Genomic DNA, 20901 nt, shown 5'->3' with positions numbered 1-20901 from the left:
TCTCTACAATCAATTATCATCTGGTCTCAATCGGCAGCACCGCAGTTTTTAAACCTTTAGAAGAAACACTTAGCTTTAATTTCCCGGCCTGTTCTGTTGATTGAACGGTAATCACCAGTTTGCCCTTAAATGCCTTCATTTTTGGCAGGTGAAATAATTCCAGACTGGTTGCATCGCCATTGGCAACTACTTTATATGTTCCGTTTCCGGTAACTTTAAAAGCTAAGCTATTTTCTGCATCAGGGCATAAAGTACCATTCGCATCTACTACACTTGCCGTAATATAGGCCAGATCCTTGCCATCAGCCTCCAAATTTTTACGATCAGATTCTAACAAAATATGGTGCGGTTTGCCAGCCGTTTTAACCTTTTGTTCAGCAACAGCTTTACCATGCTCATCATAGGCAACAACCTTTATCTCTCCTGGTTCGTATCTTACATCATTCCACATTAGTCGGTACCTGCTGGTGGTAGACTTTTTATTTTTACTTTGTCTGCCCTGGCTTTTGTTGTTAACAAATAACTCTGCTGATGGATAATTGGTGTACACAAACACCGGCGTAACCTGTCCTTCACGTCCGGAGAAAGTCCAATGTGGAACGATATGAAGCGTTGGTTTATCAGGATTCCATTTACTTCGGTAGAGATAAAAGCGATCTTTAGGGATACCTGCCAGGTCAATAATTCCAAAATAAGAACTGTGTGATGGCCATTTCTCATCGTATGGGGTAGGTTCGCCGAGGTAATCAAAACCGGTCCAAACAAATTCGCCGATTACATATTTAAGTGAATCCTGCATCACAAATTCATCATCCGGAATTTGCGACCAGTTACAATATTCAAGATCGTATGATGAACTTTGATTGTCATCGTACATTTTCATCTTTTGCGGCACAACCGGAAATTTATATACCCCTCTTGAGCTAACGGTAGAGGCCGTTTCAGACCCCAGAATCATAGCTTGTGGCAAACGTTTGTATGCATCGCTGTACCAGAACGGTTTATAATTAAATCCAGGAATATCCAATACCGAAGCAAAGTTATTATCTAAGGCATCTTTAATCCTATCCATACCTGCAGTTACTGGCCTTGTTGGATCTTCACGGTGGCAGATATCCTGTAAAAACTTTACAATCTTGCCCCCTTCTTTCGTTGATTGATCGGGTACTTCGTTTCCAATACTCCACATCACCACAGAAGGGTTATTCCTGTTGGCACGGATCATGTTCACAAGATCTTTTTCGGCCCATTCATCAAAAAGGTGACTATATCCGTTTAAAACTTTAGGTGATTTCCATTCATCAAAAGATTCGACCATAAGCATAAATCCCATTTCATCACATAACTTTACCAGTTCTGGCGCTGGCATATTGTGCGAAGTTCTGATGGCATCGCAACCCATATCTTTCAATAATACAAGCTGCCTGCGCAGAGCAGCAACATTAATGGCGGCTCCAAGTGGCCCCAAATCGTGGTGATTGCAAACGCCTTTAAATTTGCGGTAAACCCCGTTTAACGAGAAGCCCTTCTCTGCTTCGTATTTAATGGTACGGATGCCGAAAGTTGTGGTATATTCATCTTTTAAGCTGTTTCCGGCATATAGTTTTGTGATAGCAGAATACAAATTTGGTGTTTCCGGCGACCACAATTCAGGTTTTCTAACTACTAAATCTTGCTCAAACTCATTCAAATCACCTTCATTCAAAGTCTTTGTTGCAGAAGCTACTGTTTCGCCTTTTGCATTTACAATGGTGGTTTGCAGGCTCAAACCAGTATAGTTTCCACTAAGTGAATTTACCTGGGTTTTTATTTTTACACGTGCGAAATCTTTATTGATTATAGGTGTGGTAATATAGGTGCCCCAAACCGGGATACTTACGTCATCCGTTATAATGACATGCACATTCCGGTACAGGCCGGCCCCGGGATACCAGCGTGAGGCTTCGGGTAAATTTTCCAGGCTGATGGCGAGTGTATTTTTACCGACTTTCATTTTGTCGGTTACGTCGATTGAAAAAGAATTGTAACCGTATGCCCAGTGTCCAACAGCTTCGCCATTTAAAAACACTTTAGGATAGCTCATGGCGCCATCAATTAATATCACTGCTTTTTTACCTTTTGTAAAAGCAGGTGCAACAAAAGTATTCCGGTACCAGGCTTTTCCAACAAAAGGCAAGCCACCTGTTCTTCCTGTTTTTAATGATGCTGTTTGTTCTCCATTTTGTACAATCTGTACATTTTGGCTATCATTGTTCCCATCGAATGGTCCTTTTATTGCCCAATCATGCGGTATACTTACCGTTTCCCATTTGGTGTCATCAAAAGCAGGATTTATGGATTCAGGAAAATCACCTTTGCTAAACTTCCAGTTTTTTTCCAACAGGTATTCTGTCCTGCCCTGACCATGAACTGTTCCGTAAAATAATACGGTGAACATTAAAACGGACAAACCCCGACAAAATGATATTTTGATTGCATTCATCCTCAAATCTAAATGTTAAAACAGTGCTCAACAACTTAAGTAAAGAACAGGTTAAAATAAGTAAATAAAAGGTTTAATTTTAGCTGCTCTGCTTACAAAGCGGGGTGCATCTAAAAGTGTTGTTTAGTTAAAATTGATGAACGGCGACCGGGTTTTTAAATAAAAACATTCCACTCGAAGAGGTTGCATTCGTATTGAATGATGAATTTGTCATTCAGAATGTAATAAAGACTCTTTTTGTTAATTATAATTTTAACCTTCAATTTCTGATCACCAGTAGATATAAAACCAAAAACCACCTACAACTTTAGTTGCAGATGGTTAGTTTTAATCGTGGCCAATAATTATTTGGCTAGTACTTGTATTTTCTGGTGCTCCACTTGTATCAAACGGCAATAGAATTCCCAGTCAATGTTAGGGCTTCTCATTGCTGCAACTGATATTGCTTTTGTTTTATCATTCTGATGTGCAGCATACATGGTTTTAAAATCTTTCAAGGTTGTTCTCATTGAGCGTAGAACCGCAAAAAATCTGCGGTCATAGAAAACGATTTTATTTTTGTTTCTTTTGCTAGATCTATATTCATCATTGGATGCTTCACTATAGGCTTTCTGAAGCTTATCGAGAATTATGAGTCTATCCCCGATATTTTTTATAGACTCGTCCGACAGATCCATATCTTTAATACCAATAATTTCTCTTTGATCAGTTAAGACTGTAACGCCATCAATGTTTATTTCTTGTTTACCATCTCTAGAGAATAAATAGACTGGGGCAGGTAGACTGTCGATATCAACTGACTCGAATTTTATTAAGTTTTTGTTGAAGTTTGCACGGGTAACTGATAATACCTCGGCTGATAATGGCTTGACAGATTGGGCTTTAGCGTTAATCATTAATAATGATAACACCATGACTTTAAGAGCGTTGTTCATAAAAGCAAAGATACTTTTAATTATTTTTTAAAGTTAACTTAACAAAAAATGAGTCCTTGATATTTATCAACAAGTGCCTTGAAACGGCCGGTTAGCGTTTTTAGGAATATAAAAAACCACAAATATTCCTTATTTGTGTATGATTTATATGGCTTTTTCACAATTCTGTGCCAAAATTGCAATCTATACCCAAATCAATTATCGGGGTGATTATGAAATGAATTGATGTTTGATGTAAGAAAGAGCATTCAGTCCTTTAAGAACATAAAAAGCTCTTGTTACGGCTTTACTAGTTAGTGGATTTATTACGATTTGAAATTTATTCGATTGCGCTACTCATACGCTGTTTTAATAGTTTAGAAAAAGTTTCTTGTATATTATTTTGATGTTGGTAGATTATAGCTGCCTGATATCCCACCCTTACTCAATTAAAAGGTGAAAATATCCGGATAAATAGTTTTTATTAAGACTGAATGATATACCATCATCAACGGGATATAAAACTTAAGTACCCTACTACCTTCGCTTGATCCAAACTATGCCATGTTTTTAAGAAAAAAAAAGCCGATTTAAGTTAATAAATCGGCTTTTAAGGGTGGAGAATATCGGATTCGAACCGATCACCTCTTCACTGCCAGCGAAGCGCTCTAGCCAAATGAGCTAATCCCCCAAAGTTTTAATATTCAATAATAAATAATTACACATTGAATAACAAGCTTCTTGCTTGAGCAGCAAAAATAGCAAATACTTTCTCGAATGCAAATGATAATTCAACTTTTTACTCAATCTTTAAATTTTAAGGCAAACAAAGCCATTATACAGATTACGGCAAGGGCAGATTGCATGGGATAATTGATGAAAAGAAAAAGTACAAATGTGGCAACCAGTAACATGATAAGAAACATAATGGCCTTAAAAGCACTGTCCATATAACACATAGCTACAAAAGCCAAAAGGTAAAAAGGAATAATAACGGCAAGGATAAACATTGCCAAAAATAAATTCCCGATGTTAACTGAATATTAAATGTCGTTTTAGATTTCTTTCCTTAAATATTTATACTAAACATTTGCTTTAACCGCTGTATTGTTTAACAGCGCCTGATAGCGATCTACAAATTGGGCAACGTTAAAACCATCCATCAAAGCATGATTTACATGGATAGAAACCGACATTATTTTTCTTCCGTTTTCATCTCTTACCTTACCAAAAGATATTTTTGGGCAACTATCTTGATAAGCGTAGTTTCGCGCATGGGATAAAGAGGTAAAATTTAACCAGGGCAGTGCTGAATAATGGATTACATTTTCACCCGATGACGAAGGGATTAAGCCGGTGCTGGCCTGTACTTTTTCAATTTCGTTGTTGGCTGCTGTTCTAAAATCTTCAAAATCCTCATGGAAACCCATATAACCAAACCCAAAAGTTCCGTTTGGACGGTTAATGGTTGCAGCAGCATTTACAATCTCGTATTTCCAAACTTCACCATCAATAATGCGGTATTTAAAAGGCTCTACTTGATTGGCAGCCAGCAGCGATTTGTGCAGGTAAAGCAGAAAAAAGGAAGCATTTTGTTCTTTCGCTTCCTGGTAGGTAGCCGTACAATCTACATCTACAGTAACACCGAAGAAAGGCTCTTCAAAAGTGCTAAAAAATTTAAAATGATCTTTTCTGATCCAGGTATTGATATCTATTTTTTCTTTCATTCAATTAGTTTTGGTAAGACCTCAGATAGACTTTTCATCTGGTAAAAATTTGCATGCTCAATGGTATGATCAATATGCTCATGCACCCATGTAGTATGAAAAGGGATATGAACAGCGTGTCCGCCAATACTCAACACAGGTAAAACATCCGATTTTAACGAATTCCCCAACATTAAAAACGCTTCAGGCTTACAATCCAGATGTTTGATTAGTTTTCGATAATCTTTTTCCTGCTTATCACTCATAATCTCAATATGGTGAAAGTAGTGATCGAGTCCTGATTTCGTTAATTTTCTTTGCTGATCCAACAAATCCCCTTTGGTAGCCACCACCAGTTTATATTTTCCATGTAAGGCTTTCAGCACTTCTTCAACACCATCAAGCAGCTCTACCGGTTTATTAAGCATATCCTGTCCCAGTTCTATGGCCCTATTAATCACCATTGGGTCTATTTTACCAGCTGTTATCCTTAAAACAGTTTCGATCATGCTCAATACAAAACCCTTAATTCCATAACCATAAAGTGGTAAATTGGCTATTTCCGTTTGGTAAAGTTCTGCCAGGATGTTGTGGTGCGGCATAAAATCTTCTAAAAGGCCTGCAAACTGATTTTCGGCTTCCCTGAAATAGGGCTCATTTACCCAAAGGGTATCATCTGCATCAAAAGCAATTACAGTAATTTGATTTTTCATGGTTATGCTTACTTTAGCACCACAAAAGTAACGCAACAACGACCTTCAAAAAAGGACATTTGTCTCGACTACATAAATATGCTACGTACCAACCTTACTTTCTTAACCTTTATTGAACGTTTTTGCGCTGAAAATAAGGAAGCGGATATTACGCTTAAAAACTTTAAAGCAGGCTATAGATTTATAGAGCAAGGCGAAAAAATCAGCAACATCTACATCATTAAAGAAGGCATTAGCAAATGTTTTATTTCTGAAGAAAACGGTAAAGATTTTATTATCGAATTTTTAGGTAAGGGTGAAATTGTTGGTGAATTAGAAGCGCTAAAAAAGATTATCTGCCTGTGCAATGTAGCTGCAATTAGCGATGTTACGGCCTACGTTATACCGCATCATCATTTTCTTTCATTAATTAACAAAAGTAGCGAATTCACTACACTCCTACTCCAGGAATTGTCTACCAGAATTATACAAACCAGTACACGCGCAGCTTTCCAGCAATTATACACCTTAGAATATGCCATTTTGAAATTATTTAAATTACAAGCTGATGAGCACATCTTTATCTCTAAAGAAGACATGGCTGCCTATCTGGGCATCTCGGTAAGGAGCTTTAACAGAAGCTTAAAGCAGGCTATAGCCAAGGGCGATTTTGACACACCTAAATTTTAAGATACGCTGCAACTCACCAGTATGAAAAGCTGCCGAAAACTTAGGGGAACCAACGGTATTATGGTATAATTATTGCTATCAAAGTATTTTTAGATTAATTGTAGCGTTTCCCCTCTTCGGTCCGTTTAATTAATTGAAATTAAAAACCCGCCCTTTGCGAAAATAATGACACACAATAAAACCACATAAAATGAAAAAAAATTACTATCAATCCATATTAAGATTTGCAGGTTAATTGATATGCAGGAGGACAGTCTATAAATAGATTGCTCCATAGCATAATGATATCCTTAACTATCATTGAATAAAAAAGCATAGGTCGAAAAAATCTGTGCAATTACATTGATTCAGCTAATCTTAATTAAACATGAGCGCTTATATTAACATCTACACCAATTCTTTAACAGACGATCTTATTCCAACAATCTTAAAACGTTTAAATGAACATGAGAACGTTTTGGATATTAATTCTTCTTTTTCATTCAGAAATCCGAATGGAAACTTACCGATTGTTTTTAAATGGGACAAACCAAGCCTTGCAATATTTAACGAAAATAATTTAAAGTTAAATTTTAGTGTTTCTCTTAAATCATTCGATTTAAAGGAATACAAAAAAAAGCTTTTTAAAGAAAAAATCATTAAACAGAGTATCGTCCAAAAAATTCTTGGTTTATTCAAAAAGAAAAAACGAAAAGCTGCAAAACCCGTAAAGCTAAGTGCAGCGGTTGAAGCACAGTTACAAAATTACAATAAGGTATTCTCTATTAAATATCATTCTGGAGATGTATTCGAAAATCATTTTGCAACATTAATTGGCGCAATTATTACAGAACTAACCAACGGCATTTGCCATTTCACTCAAGAAAACGTGTGGCATGATGCTAAAGATGTATTGAGAGAATCGTTAGTTAACTTATACACGCTAGAAGAATTGCCTAACCACATCAATAAAAATGCGGTAGCTGTGGCAAGCTAAAATATTAGACTAATACAATTAGTCGCCATTTCGAGCGGAGCGCAGCGAAGTTGAGAAATACTCTTCCTTGCGCTCCATCCGAAAGCCATTCGATTAAGAATCAATTCTCTATCTAAACGCTTAGATAATCACTAAGCAATAAGCCGAAATGAACACGCTGGGGTACTCTCCCGAGTTTCCCTAAATGCCTGAAAAATCTTAAACATTTTTGGCTAAAATTTGTTAAATCACTCTATACAAGAAACCTGCAGCCTGCATATTTATTCAATCTGATTACAACAATTATAGACGAATAACTTGCCGGTATCAGGAAATATTTTTTTTATTATGCAGGCATAAACAACAGCTTAATAATAATTGATTTATCCAACAAAGATATTAGACCACAGATATGAATGTAGAAGATGTTTTTAAGAACAACGAAAAATGGATCGCAGAAAAACTAGCCATTGATCCCAATTACTTTACAGAGTTATCTAAAGGACAAAGTCCGGAGTTTCTGTATATCGGATGTTCAGATAGCCGTGTTACAGCCGAAGATTTAATGGGTATACAACCTGGACAGGCTTTTGTACACCGTAACGTGGCCAACCTGGTAAACAACGTAGATTTAAACGTGATGACGGTTTTAAACTACGCAGTAAGACATTTAAAAGTGAACCACATTGTAGTTTGCGGTCACTACAACTGCGGAGGTGTAAAAGCAGCCATGCAACCTGCTGATATGGGCATACTCAATCCATGGTTAAGAAATATTCGCGATGTTTACCGCATCCATAGAGATGAGCTAAATGCCATTGAGGATGAAGGCGCTCGTTACAACAGACTGGTAGAACTGAATGTTCAGGAACAATGCGTTAACCTGCTAAAGACTGCAGCGGTACAGGAAGCCATTACCGAACGCGGAATAACGGTTCACGGCTGGGTTTTCGATATCCATACGGGTAAATTAATCGATCTTAAAATCGATTTCGAAAACATTTTGAAGGACATTAAAGAGATTTATAATTTGTATTAACCTAGTTAGATTATTAATATTACCTATCGGTAGCTTATATTGACTTTTTGATTAATCGACCGTCACCCTGAATTCATTTCAGGGTCTTCCCTGCTAAAAAGATGCTGACCACGAAGTAGCTACAACGCCATTGAAAATATTATTTCTACTTGTAAAACAAGTTCAGCATGACGAATCGGTAAGGGATTGAGCGCTTATAAGACAGTATTTTAACTAAATAATTATCGAGTTCAGGTTATTAAGTCCGCGGTCATGAGTCGCAAGTCCTCAGCTCAAAATTGCATAAAAAAACCTCGCAGGTTTTCAAAATCTGCGAGGTTTAAATACTTCTGAACATCGACTCTGGACTAAAGACTGCAGACTAAGGACTAAACTACCGTCCCATCCAACCTCCATCAACAGTCAAAATCGTTCCATGAACATAATCGCTTGCTGCTGAGGCCAGAAACAGCGTTGGTCCTTTAAAATCTTCAGGTGTTCCCCATCTTCCGGCAGGTATACGGGATAATATAGAAGTGCTCCTATCCTGATCCTCGCGTAAAGCAGAAGTATTATCAGTTGCAATATATCCAGGTGCAATTGCATTCACATTTACCCCTTTTGATGCCCACTCGTTTGCAAAAGCCTTGGTTAAAGATGCAATTGCACCTTTACTTGCCGCATAACCCGGTACGGTAATCCCACCCTGGAACGACAGTAAGGATGCGGTAAAAATTACTTTCCCACTTCCTCTGGCGATCATCTCCCTGCCAATTTCGCGGGTTAAAATAAACGGTGCCGATTGGTTTACGGCAATTACTTCATCCCAATATTCATCAGAATGTTCAGCAATTGGCTGTCGTAAAATCGTTCCGGCATTATTCACTAAAATATCAATCACAGGATGATCTGCTTTTACCTGAGCAGCAAAAGCCAGGGTATTTTCGCGTTTACCAAAATCGCACTGGTAAGCATAAAATTTTCTGCCCAGCGCTAAAATTTCTTTCTCAACAGCACTGCCTTGAAGTTCAAGACTTGCCGAAACACCGATAATATCGGCACCTGCTTCGGCCAAAGCCAACGCCATAGCTTTCCCTATTCCTCTTTTGCAGCCGGTTACTAATGCAGTTTTACCTGCTAAATTAAATATGTTCGACATGATGTATTCTTAAATTATTTTAGTTCGGTAATGGCACAGTGATCCATATCGCCATAATCAAGATTTTCGCCCGCCATACCCCAAATAAAAGTATAGTTGCTGGTACCTGCTCCGGAATGGATAGACCAGTTTGGCGAAATTACCGCCTGATCGCCCTGCATCCAGATGTGGCGGGTTTCTTGTGGCTGACCCATAAAGTGGCAAACACTCTGTCCTTTTGGAACTTCGAAATAAAAATAGGCTTCCATCCTTCTGTCGTGCGTATGTGCTGGCATGGTATTCCACACACTGCCCGATTTTAACTCAGTCATCCCCATTTGTAACTGGCAGGTTGGCAAAACACTGTTCACTAACAACTTATTGATTATTCTGTGATTCGCTGTTTCAGGCGTACCCAACTCTACAATCTCCGCTTCAGCTTTGCTCACCTTTTTAGTAGGGTAAGTATGATGTGCAGGGGCAGAATTGATGTATAATTTAGCGGCTTCGCCTGGTGTGGCAGATTCAAAAAACACTTCTTTTGTACCTTTACCAATGTATAAAGCTTCTTTATAATCCAGTTCGTATTTTTCGCCATCAGCAATAACAATAGCTTTTCCGCCAACATTGATGATTCCCAATTCCCTGCGTTCCAAAAAGTAGGTCGCTTTTAAATCATCAGGGTTTGGCAATGCTATTTTCTGATCAACAGGCATTGCACCACCAACAATATACCTGTCAAAATGAGATAAGGTTAGGTTTACCTGGTTGGCCTCAAATACGTTTTCAATTAAGAAATTTTCCCGCAAAGCAGCGGTATCCATTTGTTTAACTTCTTTGGGGCTTTGGGCGTAACGGCTTTCGAATTTATTCATTGGTTAAAAATTGAGTTTTGAGATCAGGAACTGAGATCAGATCCTATGGCAAATATATTTATACGATATTTATTATTGGTATGAATACTCAACTTTATAATCCTTTTTTGTGGTTTGTTCGCTCCAGGCTTTTAAACCGGTCAATGGTGTGGGTGCATCTATTCAGAATTTATTATCGATGGGCAGTCCTAAGTTTAAAAGGCGAAACGAACTACTAACAGATTGAGAAGGCAGAAAAAAGTTTATATTTTACCTTCTTTAATATGCACGTTCAATAACTAAAGCAAGTTTTTTAAATTTATTTGGAGCGCAAATTCAGTACAATTATTCAGGTTTCGTTCCGCTTTCCGTTTTACTTCACCCGATGAAATATCGGGTTCGTGTCCGCTACTATCGGGTCTGGGTGGCAAGGAGGGTACAACTATCAAGGCCTCGCCGCCTATACAGGTTTAATAAGAACCGGTACCGGCGTTTATCATTTGGGAATAGTTTTGGGATTTTGCTAACTGACTTTAATAAAGCACGGATTTTAACTAAGGACGCTGTCAATCCCAAGAGCCAGGGAAATCAAAAAAACAGTTGCAGTTCAGGTAAATTAGCACTAACAAACCTGAAACGCAGTGGTTTTGTGTTCATTAACGATAATCTGAATTTTAAAAGAATATTGAACACAAAACAAAGTGACGCTGTTTTTTTGATGCGCAAAGGATTGTGCAAAAGGCTCATTGCTGGATTGACGAAGCGCTTTGGGTACTTTGGCGCTCCAAAGTACCATGCCTCCGCGGCATAGAGCGGAAGAAAAATATTATGATTAATTGTGTCCACACGGTAGTATAAAATATCGGGATAACGCGAATAACGGGACTGCTCTTGCCGAAGAAATACCGAACCCTAAATTTCCAATAATATAGATGAATGCTTTTAATATGCGGTTTTAACACTTAACCCGCATCTATCGTGCTCCGCTGTTGATCGAAATGATTATTCATCATGCGCTGATAAACCTGTTCCGCAAGCACATACAATAAATCAGCCTTCTCAAACAGGTGTACTACATCCGGCTCACTGATCGTGTAATTGTTTTCGTAACGAACGGCCAGGTAAGCTTCATCAAGCAAATGCAACAACCCCACTTCTTCCTCGTTATCATTAAACAGCTCGGAAAGCGGTTTTACATAAGGTTTAATATACAATTGATGAACTTTAATGCGGTGTGTTTTTTTACCTTTTCCCATTACCAGAGTTTCGATGGCCCCGTACATCAGATCGAAAACCTGATGCAACATAAAAGTGCAGTATGCTAAATTTTGCTGTTTAAAATAGAATGTTGCACCCGATAAAAATTTATTGGCCTTATCAATCCCATGCTGGTAAGTGGTGCTAACCTGATCTGCAATAAGATGAGTTTCGCCCCCGTTTAGAAAATTTCCGGAGATACTGAATAAACAATTTTGAGCGGTGGTGGCATAGTAAAAAAACAAACTTCCCTGCAGTAATGCCTGCTCCACTTCGTGTACATGGAAAACCCGGTAACTAAATTCCATCTGCCCGTTAAATACAATATTTAATACCGGCGTTAATTCGTTTAAAATACGTACATGTTTAAAAGAAACCATAATCAGCATTTCTGGTGCTGCCTTACCTGCCAAAAAGTTGTGATGGAGATAAATATACTGAACAGGTACCGCAGCCATAATGTCTTTTAACAAACGCAAGGTTCTTTCATCCTTTAACGCAGCATGTTCTGGATTAAAAAATTTATTCCGCATAATAGTACCTTTCTTCAATTTCATCCAATGGAGGATTGGTAATTATCACAAAAAAAGCTTCCATAATCATGAGCATGGCCTCATACTGTTCAAACAAAAATTCCTTATCCAGTAGTTTAATGCTGCTTTTGGTGCTGAAGGCTGCATAAAACCACTCTAAAAGCCCTAAACGCAGCCGCTTAATTTTTTCGGGAATAAAGAACGACGTTATAAACAGATAAGGATTTTCGATATGCACTGCACTAAGCGTATTTACCTCGCACATGTTTTTTTGATAGGTATCGCTGTTTTTTGATTGGTCTGTAGCAGCAAGTAAGTTTTTGGGCGGTGTACCCTGATAAGTTAAATTTTTAGCCGTAATCAAAAAACCGGCATTAAGCAGTTTGATAAACTGATTATAGAGGAAAAAATAATCAGCTACGTCGCTCAAACACTTTTCTTCAGCCAAGGCAGCCCGATACCAATTTTTTAAATAGGCTTTGTGCCCGCTAAGGTTATCGAGGCTAAAGAAAAATTCTATTGCCTTAAATGGATCATCAAATAATTCCTGTTCGAAAGCCAAAGGCGATGTACTTTCGAATATGGCCATATGGTAATAGCGATCTATACTCTTAAAACTATTTCTGGTAATGATCCTTTCGTGTATGAGCCAACAAGCTTCCAGCATTTTTTTGGTGTTCTCATAAAACGGAAAAATATACTGGTCCCAATCCAGATCGAGGTTGTTTTCTAATGCGGCCAACAACCATTCTTTATACATCACCTTATAGGTATCTGATTGGAAGAACAAGAAAATATCAAGAAAGGTAAGTTTTGGATTTTTCACTTCTCCGCTGCTTAACAGTTTCGGACAATAATCAAGCAGTACCATCTCGCGTTCTACACCACATTCATCAGCCGAAATCGCCTCTATAAATGCAGTATCAGCTTCAATATGGTTAAAAACTAAATCCGAATAATCGAAAAGCGGAACCAGTTTTTCGTAAAACACCAACAGCTGCGCGGGGTGCTTTTGAGGTGAAAAATCGAATTCGTTATGGGGCGGATTTAACCAGTTTTTTAGAAAGTTCAAATGGTAATTTACACCATTTGTAGAAAAAAAACTTTCGATCGCATCTATTAATGCCATCGTTTCTTTTTTAAAATTCAGGTTTTCTTTCATAGCGTATATTTTTTTAAATGATTATATTAGCTAACGAATTTAGCAAAAAATATAGTTAAACTATAATTAATTCATAAAACTTATTAACATATCTTATGAATGAGAATCATCGCTTAAAAAAGTTAATGGAGTTACTGCATTTTAAGACTCAAAAGGATTTTGCTATTGCATTGAATATTCAACAGGGCTCTTTATCAGATATTTTAAGAGAAAGGGTCAATGTATCTAATGCGATCAAAGATCGGCTAGAAATGAAATTCGACGTTAATTTAACCTGGCTGGAGGATGGAATTGGCGAACCTTTTTTCAAAAAAAAGCCAGCCGTTGGCGAAAGCAGGGAAGGCGTACCTTATTTCGACATGAGCCTATCGGATGCGAAAGAGCACATGGTAGAAGAACAACGGGCAGAATACCTGGTAAATTATCTACCCTTTAACGATTGCACAGCCTATTTACCGGTTTATGGCGATAGCATGCACCCTCAATATGCCGCAGGCGAAATTATAGCGATAAAAGAAATTACCAATTACGAAATCCTGCAATGGGGAGAAGCTTATGTGGTGATGACCGATGAAGATAGTAACAGCCTGCGTACCATAAAACTCATCTTTCAGCATAATGATGATACCAAACTCATCCTCCGCTCTTCAAATCCAAATTTTAAAGGCGATACCGTAATCAGTAAAAAGAATATCCAGGCCCTTTACATCATTAAAGGAAAAATTACGAGGAATGTTATATAATGGTGTGGGTTAACTGGTTAATTGGTTAATTGTATCAGCAAAATGCCATATAATTTACTGAAATAATATAAAAGGTTCCGCTGATCCGCAGATTTAAAAATGCTGTATTGGAGTCTGTTTATAAATTGACAGAATCCATCCCTAAAAAAGTCGTCATTGCGAGGAGGAACGACGAAGCAATCTTTCACGCTAATGATCCTTTCTGTAAAGATTGCTTCGTCGGCTGAAAAAGCCTTCTCGCAAAGACGAATATATTTTGTCTAGATTTCTAATCCGAGCCATTGTACTGTGAGTTTATCCACAACTAAAATCATAACAAAAAAGCGGTCCGATCAATGATCAGGCCGCTTTTCTTAATATATTACAGTTCGTTTAGTAACCCGGATTCTGATACATTTTAACCGGATCTAATTTCACCTCATCAAAAGGAATAGGATAATACCTGTCTTTTGTGGTTACATTGGCCAGTTTTGCAATACCGAAGGCAGATTGCGGTTTAGCTTTTAAGTAAGTAACCAACTCTGCAGCAGTAAAATTCCTGATCAGATCGAACCATCTTTGGTGCTCGAAAGCAAACTCTACTCTGCGCTCATGCAAAATAGCCAGTTTTAAAGTCGGGAATTTAGCCGCGTAAGTAGCGTCGGTTTTGGCAACCGCATAAACAGGCATACCTGCTCTTGTTCTTACCATATCCAGATATTGAATAGCTACGGCATCATTGCCCTGCAACATATTAACTTCAGCAAGCATTAAAATTACATCGGCATAGCGCATTAAAATCCAGTCGTTGCCACCATAGCCTGCATTGGTTGCCAATTGGCTCGCATCGCGAAATTTAGTAATAAACCAATCTTTTACGGTCTGATCATTGGCAAATTTAACCGAAAAATCCTTTCTCAAATCGCTTGCTTCATACTCATTGATCAAATCAAGCTTTACATTACCACCAATCCCCGTAGAAGGTTTAAGCGAATTGATGGTTTCGCCTTTGGCCTGGTTGTTTGCTGCAATGCTCGAGCTAAAACTGATATCGCCCTGCTTATTTGAAATCTGGAAAATCAGTTCTTTACAGGTTGTTTTTTTCGCCACGTCAAAAACATCTGTATATGGAATTTCAGAAAGATTTCCGAAAGCTTTCATGTTATAAGCCGCCATTAGGTAGGTATTCGCATTACTTAGGTTTTCGGCTTTATTTGCTGAAAGTGTTGTAGCCATGGTTAAATAAACTTTACCCAGATACGCATTTATTGCCGCTTTCGAAGTTCTTCCTACATTCGCTCCTGTTTGGAAATTCGGTAACGTGCTGTTAAGAGCATCTTTTAAATCGGTTACAATCTGGTTGTATACATCGGCTTCTGGTACGCGAAAAGTATTCTCCCTAACCTCTTCGGGCGTGCTAAGCTGTTTGGTTACCACTGGTACCGGCCCCCATTTCCGAACCAGTTCGAAGTACATTATCGCCCTGATAAATTTAGCCTCTGCTTTATAATTTTCTTTGGTAGCCGTATTAGCAAAAGAAACTTTCTCAATGTTTGTTAATAAAATATTAGTTCTACCAATGGACTCATAAAGTCCTAACCAATGACTCTTTAAGTAAGAGTTGCTCGGCAGGAGCGAAAAATCATTAAACTGGAAAGGCTCACCCGCATTACTCTGGTTATCATTTCTTCCCGCATCGTCCGAACGTTCATCGGTAAACAACCCGCTGTTTTCGCCCAGGGTATTGCTACTTCTAAGCGATTGGTAAACACCATTAACCGCCAGTAATACATCATTTTCTGTTTTGAAATAATTCTCTACCGCAATGGCATTGGGGTTACTTTGATTTAGAAAATCTTTTTTACAGGCACCCAAACTTAAAATGGTGCTTAGGGCCAATAGTTTATAAATATGTTTTTTCATTTTTTTAGTTCTAAAAAGTCAATTTGATACCAAGGTTATAGGTTCTTGCCAATGGGTAGTTACCATAATCAACACCAGGAGCAAGGTTATTACCTGCGCTGTAATCTACCTCAGGGTTATAACCTTTATAATCGGTAATGGTAAAGGCATTATCTACACTCGCATAAACACGGATATTACTTACTTTAAGCGTATTGGCCAGTTGCTTTGGAAAACTATAACCTAAAGTAATGTTGGTACACCTGAAGTAAGAGCCATCCTGAATATAAAATGACGATAAACGGGTACTGTTACTTTGTGTACCTGCACGAGACGCTCGGTAGTTTAAACCACTGCCAGGATTGGCTTCGTTTCTGTAACGGTTGGCCACCTCCGCATATTGGTTACCGGAACCTTCAAAGTTATACAGGTAATAATCCTGTCCATCTAAAACCTGGTTACCATACGATCCGTTAAAAGATGCCCTTAAATCAAACGTTTTGTAAGAAGTATTTAAGGCAAAACCATAGGTGAATTTCGCGTATGGGGTACCGATTACGGTTTTATCTGCATCGTTAACAATACCATCTCCATTAGTATCCTGGAAATACAAATCTCCAATTTTTGCCGGGTTGGTAGAAGAAGCAGACGGTGCAACCTTACCTAAATTATCGGCCGTAATCCGGCCCAAAACCTTAAATCCATAAAACATACCAATTGGCTGGCCCTCTTGTGTAACATGTGTAATGTACGAACGCTCTGCACCAGCCGTAAATATGGTACTGTTACCGCCAAGGTTTAAAACCTTATTTCGATTTGCCGCGATGTTTCCGCTTAAGCCCAAAGTAAAGTCTCCATTTTGGATAATTTTGCCATCAACCTGCAAATCGAAACCCTTATTACGCACCTTACTATCAGTAAGATTAGTTAAAATTGTTGAACTGCCAGCAATTGCCGAAAGCGGTTTGTTAAACAATAAGTTGAAAGAGTAACTTAAGTAGTAATTCGCCATAATCGATACACGATTTTTGAACAGGCTGATATCCGTACCGAAGTTAAACTGTGAAGTGGACTCCCATCCTAAACTTCTATCCTGAATACTACTTGGCCAAATGGCGGTAGAAATAGCACTACCGAAAACCGCGCCACCTGGTGCGTTTAGCTCTTGCTGCGTGCGGTAATCTGGTATATTGTTGTTCCCGCTTAAGCCCCAGCTGGCCCTTAGTTTAACTCTCGATTGTTCGCCCAAAAAGTTATTGTAAAAGCTTTCGTCAGATAAATTCCAGCCCGCAGCTATTGAAGGGAAGTTACCATACTTGTTTAACGGACCAAACCTTGATGAACCATCGCGACGAAACGAACCGGTTAGAAAGTATTTTCCGGCATAATTATAACTGAAACGGCCAAAGTAAGAAAGTAAAGTCGTTACTGTTTTACCAGTTCTGTTACGGTCTAGTGTAAAAAAACCTGCATCCGCCCCTTTATCCGTAATTTCCCCAATATAATCGTTCTGGAATCCGCTTGCCGCTACCCTGATCTGATCGCTTGATGTTTTCTGAGCAGAATAACCGCCTAAAATATCTATACTATGTTTACCGAACGTTTTACTGTAATTTAAAGTAAACTCTGCCAATTGATCTACCTGACTAAGCGTTTGTGCGATGGCATTTGCAGCCCTGATCGATTCGGGCGAGTAAGGTGGGGTATTACCACTACTTAGGCTGGTAGGCAAATAATAATCGTATTTTTCGTTGTATGTTTGTGTCCCTAAGTTAGCCTTAAAATTAAGCCCCTCTAAAATTTTGTAAGTAGCATTAGCATTATAATTACTCCTATTGCTCTTTCTGGTAATTTTCAACTGTTCTACTGTAGCTAAAGGATTTTCAGGGTTCTGAATCCCATATTGAGAGGATAAAGCACCCATGCCAAACTGGATTGGATTTCCATTGGCATCTCTTGCCGGCAGATAAGGCAAATAAATTAATGCCGACATCATCGGACTTAAATTATAACGTCCTTCCTGTACCTCACGGTTATCGTTCTGCGTATACGAAATGTTCGCGCCTACACGTAAACGTTCACTCACTTTGCCATCAATATTTGCCCTGAAGTTGGTTACTTTTTGGTTGGTGTTGGTTACAATACCATTGTTGTTCTGGTAACCACCGCTTAAAAAGTATTTTACATCTTTGGTACCGCCAGAAAAGGAAAGGTTATGGCGCTGGAAAGCGGCATTGCGATACAGTTCGTCCTGCCAATCGGTATTATAAGTTGCCGGTATAGCCTGTTGTGTGCTGAAATTATAAAGATCAGCCGGAATGCTTACACTACTTCCATTACCTACATTGGCAATACGGGTAGCATTGTTATCACTAAACATGGCATCATTCCAGGTTTTTCCTGCATTTACCCATAAATCTTTATAAGCATTATTCCTACCATCAATTAACAACTGGATAAACTGGTTGGCATCTAAAAGTTTTACTTTTTTAGCCAACTGAGAAATACCACCCTGAACATCGTATTCAAACTTTCCTTTTCCATCAGTACCTCTTTTGGTGGTAATTAACACCACTCCGCCTGATGCTCTTGAACCATAAATGGCAGCAGAAGCCGCATCTTTTAAAATGTCGATGGTTTCGATATCCTCCGGATTGATCGATACGTTATTTCCTGCCGGATAACCGTCAATTACATATAAGGGATCTGAACTGGCATTAATGGAACCAATGCCCCTTACCCTTATTTTGGTACCGGAATATGGCGCACCGCTGGTTTGCGATACCTGCACACCTGCCACTTTACCAACCAAAGCCTGGCCAACAGTTGGAGAAGTTAAATTCATTTCGCTGGCTTTAACGCTGCTGATGGCACCTGTTACATCCGATTTTCTGATTTTCTGGTAACCGATAGCCACCACTTCATTTAAAGTATTGCTGCTTTCTTTTAAAACAACATTAATATTTTGACGGCCATTAACCACAACTTCCTGATTATCGTAACCGATATATGAAAATACAAGGATTGCACCTTCTTCAACAGTTATAGAATATTTACCATTAGCATCTGTAACGGTTGTTTTTTTGGTCTTTTTTTCAAATACACTTACACCTGGTAAAGGTTGGTTGTTTTGGTCGGTAACCGTTCCACTTACCGTAGCAAATGTTTTACGGTATGATCCTGAGGCAAGCATACCGTGGTTTATTGCTATTGCTTCTGAATTACACATGGCCAGTAAGCCTAAAGGCAAAAGCAATTTCCTACAGGTATTTTTTATACCTGCGGTTAAAAAAAATGATGTCATCTTTTTGTTCTTAGTAATGGTTTTGAAATATAATTGGGTTTTGTGTTTTTAAGTAGAAGCGTAGATTTCACATTTACATAGGCTTATCCTTTTATCGTTAACAGGTTAATTTGCGGAGCGTTCTACAGCGGCAAAAGTATAAGTGTATCTTTAACACTATGTATCCCGTATGTTAACTCTATATACCGATTTTCAGCAGGCACTTTAAATTAATATTAAGAAGATGCAGTCAATAACTAAATCGATTTAATAAATTCAAAATGTAACAACTTCTTAATGTTTCATTAATGGCAGGCCTTTAATTTTGCTTCCAAAACTTTTTCGATGAAATCCCTCTATCCTTTCCTTTTGCTCTGCCTTTTTTGTAAAGGCATATCTGCACAGGATCTACCTCGTCAATCTTATCCGTTAATTAAAACCAGAAACGAAGTACAATACAAAAATTATTACCTGCTAACCTTATTTCAGCAACTGCCCGAACTGCGAAAAATGCTTGCGGCTGATACCGCATTACAATATATACTAAAATCGAAAACAGTGCAGGTAAATGAGGCCTTAAAAAATTGCAAGGCCGAAATCCCTTGTTATGCTAAGGCGTTAAAATTTTCTACTGCAGAAATTGAACAGATCAGTAACCGGTTGGCAACTATTTACGCTGAAAATAATGAACTGGGCAAATTGGTGACGAATCACTTAATTCCATCTGGCTGCTATGCCCTATACAGTAATGGATCGCATAAAAACGTCTTAATCAAAGCCTGGGAGCAGGATGCCAATGCCATCAATTACACCATTGGGGTATATGTGGAGGGGAACAAACCCAATTATCCTAAAATAGATTCAATCAGCTTTAGTTTAAGGGATAAAGAATATGCAGAGCTAACCACTGCCAATGCCTGGCTAGCCCTACAGGTCAATAATAAACTGTTTTTTGAACCCGCTATGCAATTTGCGCTTCAGGCATTAGAATTAAACGAACGCAATGATGCCGCCGATTACGAACCAATGGTTAAAGGCGTAAACCTGGCTGCCGTTAACCAGATCAAAAAAACAGATTGGAAGAAATATCCTTACAGCGTAATCCTGGTTCCAGGCGCTGGTCCGGAAGAAAAAGAAGTAGCCTTAAGTGCGGGCGGAATGATTCGCTGCCGTTTAGCAGCTTTGCAATACCAAAAAGGCATGGCACCATTCATCGTAGTTTCTGGCGGACGGGTACATCCCTACAAAACTAAATTCAGTGAAGCTTACGAAATGAAGAAATTTTTAACGGAAGTACTCCAGATACCAGAAAATGCCATTATTATGGAGCCGCACGCTCGTCACACCACCACCAACCTGCGTAATTGTGCCAGACTGATGTTCAGGTACGGTATGCCGATAAATAAAGCTGGAATGGTTTGTACCGTAAAATCGCAAAGTTACTACATTACCGATATCCTGCCCGAACGCTGTAAAAAGGAACTCGGCTACTATCCTTATAAAAATGGAAAACGTTTAAGTGATACCGAATCAGAATTTTACTTAAATACCGCTTCCTTACAAATCGATTTTGATGAACCTTTAGATCCTTAA

General features: G+C 38.5%; 16 protein-coding genes and 1 tRNA gene. 5 read left to right on the top strand and 12 right to left on the bottom strand.

From position 1 onward, the window contains the following. Positions 1-16: 16 nt before the first annotated feature. The 6 genes from galB to BLR60_RS21205 all read right to left on the bottom strand — a co-directional run bounded on the left by galB (position 17) and on the right by BLR60_RS21205 (position 5815). On the bottom strand, positions 17-2437 hold the full coding sequence (gene galB / locus BLR60_RS21230) for a beta-galactosidase GalB (RefSeq protein ID WP_244155720.1): 2421 nt from the start codon (positions 2435-2437) through the stop codon (positions 17-19). A 389-nt stretch (positions 2438-2826) separates the two neighbouring features. Continuing rightward, the gene (locus tag BLR60_RS21225) at positions 2827-3417 is read right to left on the bottom strand and encodes a hypothetical protein (protein WP_090503666.1); all 591 of its coding nucleotides are present in this window, start codon (positions 3415-3417) and stop codon (positions 2827-2829) included. Between the two features lie 596 nt (positions 3418-4013). Further along, positions 4014-4087 (bottom strand) — tRNA-Ala (locus BLR60_RS21220). Positions 4088-4199: 112 nt separating this feature from the next. After that, the gene (locus BLR60_RS21215) at positions 4200-4412 is read right to left on the bottom strand and encodes a hypothetical protein (protein WP_208600692.1); all 213 of its coding nucleotides are present in this window, start codon (positions 4410-4412) and stop codon (positions 4200-4202) included. Between the two features lie 66 nt (positions 4413-4478). Next, a complete protein-coding gene (locus BLR60_RS21210) occupies positions 4479-5123 on the bottom strand; it encodes a chloramphenicol acetyltransferase (RefSeq protein WP_090503662.1) in 645 nt (214 codons plus the stop codon). After that, complete coding sequence (locus BLR60_RS21205; RefSeq protein WP_090503660.1) at positions 5120-5815, bottom strand: HAD family hydrolase; 696 nt, start codon at positions 5813-5815, stop codon at positions 5120-5122. The genes BLR60_RS21210 and BLR60_RS21205 overlap by 4 nt, the downstream gene beginning before the upstream one ends. Positions 5816-5893: 78 nt before the next feature. Between BLR60_RS21205 and BLR60_RS21200 the strand changes: the two genes are divergently transcribed. From BLR60_RS21200 to BLR60_RS21190, 3 genes are all read left to right on the top strand, one after another. Further along, the gene (locus BLR60_RS21200) at positions 5894-6484 is read left to right on the top strand and encodes a Crp/Fnr family transcriptional regulator (RefSeq protein WP_090503657.1); all 591 of its coding nucleotides are present in this window, start codon (positions 5894-5896) and stop codon (positions 6482-6484) included. 367 nt (positions 6485-6851) lie between these two features. Then, positions 6852-7460 (top strand): hypothetical protein, encoded by a 609-nt coding sequence (locus BLR60_RS21195; protein ID WP_090503655.1) that lies wholly within the window; start codon positions 6852-6854, stop codon positions 7458-7460. A gap of 391 nt (positions 7461-7851) precedes the next feature. Then, a complete protein-coding gene (locus tag BLR60_RS21190; protein ID WP_090503652.1) occupies positions 7852-8478 on the top strand; it encodes a carbonic anhydrase in 627 nt (208 codons plus the stop codon). 373 nt (positions 8479-8851) lie between these two features. Here the strand turns inward: BLR60_RS21190 and BLR60_RS21185 are convergent, their stop codons facing one another. The 4 genes from BLR60_RS21185 to BLR60_RS21165 form a co-directional block, all read right to left on the bottom strand. After that, positions 8852-9616 (bottom strand): SDR family NAD(P)-dependent oxidoreductase, encoded by a 765-nt coding sequence (locus BLR60_RS21185; RefSeq protein WP_090503650.1) that lies wholly within the window; start codon positions 9614-9616, stop codon positions 8852-8854. Positions 9617-9630: 14 nt separating this feature from the next. Then, positions 9631-10470 (bottom strand): 5-dehydro-4-deoxy-D-glucuronate isomerase, encoded by an 840-nt coding sequence (gene kduI, locus BLR60_RS21180; protein ID WP_090503647.1) that lies wholly within the window; start codon positions 10468-10470, stop codon positions 9631-9633. A 941-nt stretch (positions 10471-11411) separates the two neighbouring features. Beyond that, entirely contained in the window at positions 11412-12263 is an 852-nt protein-coding gene (locus BLR60_RS21170) for a HEPN domain-containing protein (RefSeq protein ID WP_090503642.1), read from the bottom strand. Then, a complete protein-coding gene (locus tag BLR60_RS21165; RefSeq protein ID WP_090503640.1) occupies positions 12229-13401 on the bottom strand; it encodes a hypothetical protein in 1173 nt (390 codons plus the stop codon). The genes BLR60_RS21170 and BLR60_RS21165 overlap by 35 nt, the downstream gene beginning before the upstream one ends. Positions 13402-13496: 95 nt before the next feature. Here BLR60_RS21165 and BLR60_RS21160 point away from each other — a divergent pair, with 95 nt between their 5' ends. After that, positions 13497-14144 (top strand): LexA family transcriptional regulator, encoded by a 648-nt coding sequence (locus tag BLR60_RS21160; protein WP_090503637.1) that lies wholly within the window; start codon positions 13497-13499, stop codon positions 14142-14144. A 372-nt stretch (positions 14145-14516) separates the two neighbouring features. Here BLR60_RS21160 and BLR60_RS21155 read toward each other — a convergent pair whose 3' ends face one another. Together BLR60_RS21155 and BLR60_RS21150 are read right to left on the bottom strand one after the other, a co-directional pair. Then, positions 14517-16046 (bottom strand): RagB/SusD family nutrient uptake outer membrane protein, encoded by a 1530-nt coding sequence (locus tag BLR60_RS21155; protein ID WP_090503634.1) that lies wholly within the window; start codon positions 16044-16046, stop codon positions 14517-14519. Between the two features lie 10 nt (positions 16047-16056). Then, on the bottom strand, positions 16057-19329 hold the full coding sequence (locus BLR60_RS21150; RefSeq protein ID WP_090503632.1) for a SusC/RagA family TonB-linked outer membrane protein: 3273 nt from the start codon (positions 19327-19329) through the stop codon (positions 16057-16059). A 324-nt stretch (positions 19330-19653) separates the two neighbouring features. On the opposite strand from BLR60_RS21150, the gene BLR60_RS21145 reads away from it, so the two are divergent. Next, entirely contained in the window at positions 19654-20901 is a 1248-nt protein-coding gene (locus BLR60_RS21145; protein ID WP_090503629.1) for a YdcF family protein, read from the top strand.

It is taken from the genome of Pedobacter terrae (assembly GCF_900100705.1).
Classification (GTDB): Bacteria; Bacteroidota; Bacteroidia; order Sphingobacteriales; family Sphingobacteriaceae; genus Pedobacter; species Pedobacter terrae.
Note: the sequence above shows the minus strand (reverse complement) of the source record. Positions and strands in the feature narration are given on the sequence as shown.

Coding starts and splice junctions, on each gene's coding strand:
- galB (WP_244155720.1), bottom strand. CDS start 2,437: ATGTTCACCGTATTATTTTACGGAACAGTTCATGGTCAGGGCAGGACA.
- BLR60_RS21225 (WP_090503666.1), bottom strand. CDS start 3,417: ATGAACAACGCTCTTAAAGTCATGGTGTTATCATTATTAATGATTAAC.
- BLR60_RS21210 (WP_090503662.1), bottom strand. CDS start 5,123: ATGAAAGAAAAAATAGATATCAATACCTGGATCAGAAAAGATCATTTT.
- BLR60_RS21205 (WP_090503660.1), bottom strand. CDS start 5,815: ATGAAAAATCAAATTACTGTAATTGCTTTTGATGCAGATGATACCCTT.
- BLR60_RS21200 (WP_090503657.1), top strand. CDS start 5,894: ATGCTACGTACCAACCTTACTTTCTTAACCTTTATTGAACGTTTTTGC.
- BLR60_RS21195 (WP_090503655.1), top strand. CDS start 6,852: ATGAGCGCTTATATTAACATCTACACCAATTCTTTAACAGACGATCTT.
- BLR60_RS21190 (WP_090503652.1), top strand. CDS start 7,852: ATGAATGTAGAAGATGTTTTTAAGAACAACGAAAAATGGATCGCAGAA.
- BLR60_RS21185 (WP_090503650.1), bottom strand. CDS start 9,616: ATGTCGAACATATTTAATTTAGCAGGTAAAACTGCATTAGTAACCGGC.
- kduI (WP_090503647.1), bottom strand. CDS start 10,470: ATGAATAAATTCGAAAGCCGTTACGCCCAAAGCCCCAAAGAAGTTAAA.
- BLR60_RS21170 (WP_090503642.1), bottom strand. CDS start 12,263: ATGAAATTGAAGAAAGGTACTATTATGCGGAATAAATTTTTTAATCCA.
- BLR60_RS21165 (WP_090503640.1), bottom strand. CDS start 13,401: ATGAAAGAAAACCTGAATTTTAAAAAAGAAACGATGGCATTAATAGAT.
- BLR60_RS21160 (WP_090503637.1), top strand. CDS start 13,497: ATGAATGAGAATCATCGCTTAAAAAAGTTAATGGAGTTACTGCATTTT.
- BLR60_RS21155 (WP_090503634.1), bottom strand. CDS start 16,046: ATGAAAAAACATATTTATAAACTATTGGCCCTAAGCACCATTTTAAGT.
- BLR60_RS21150 (WP_090503632.1), bottom strand. CDS start 19,329: ATGACATCATTTTTTTTAACCGCAGGTATAAAAAATACCTGTAGGAAA.
- BLR60_RS21145 (WP_090503629.1), top strand. CDS start 19,654: ATGAAATCCCTCTATCCTTTCCTTTTGCTCTGCCTTTTTTGTAAAGGC.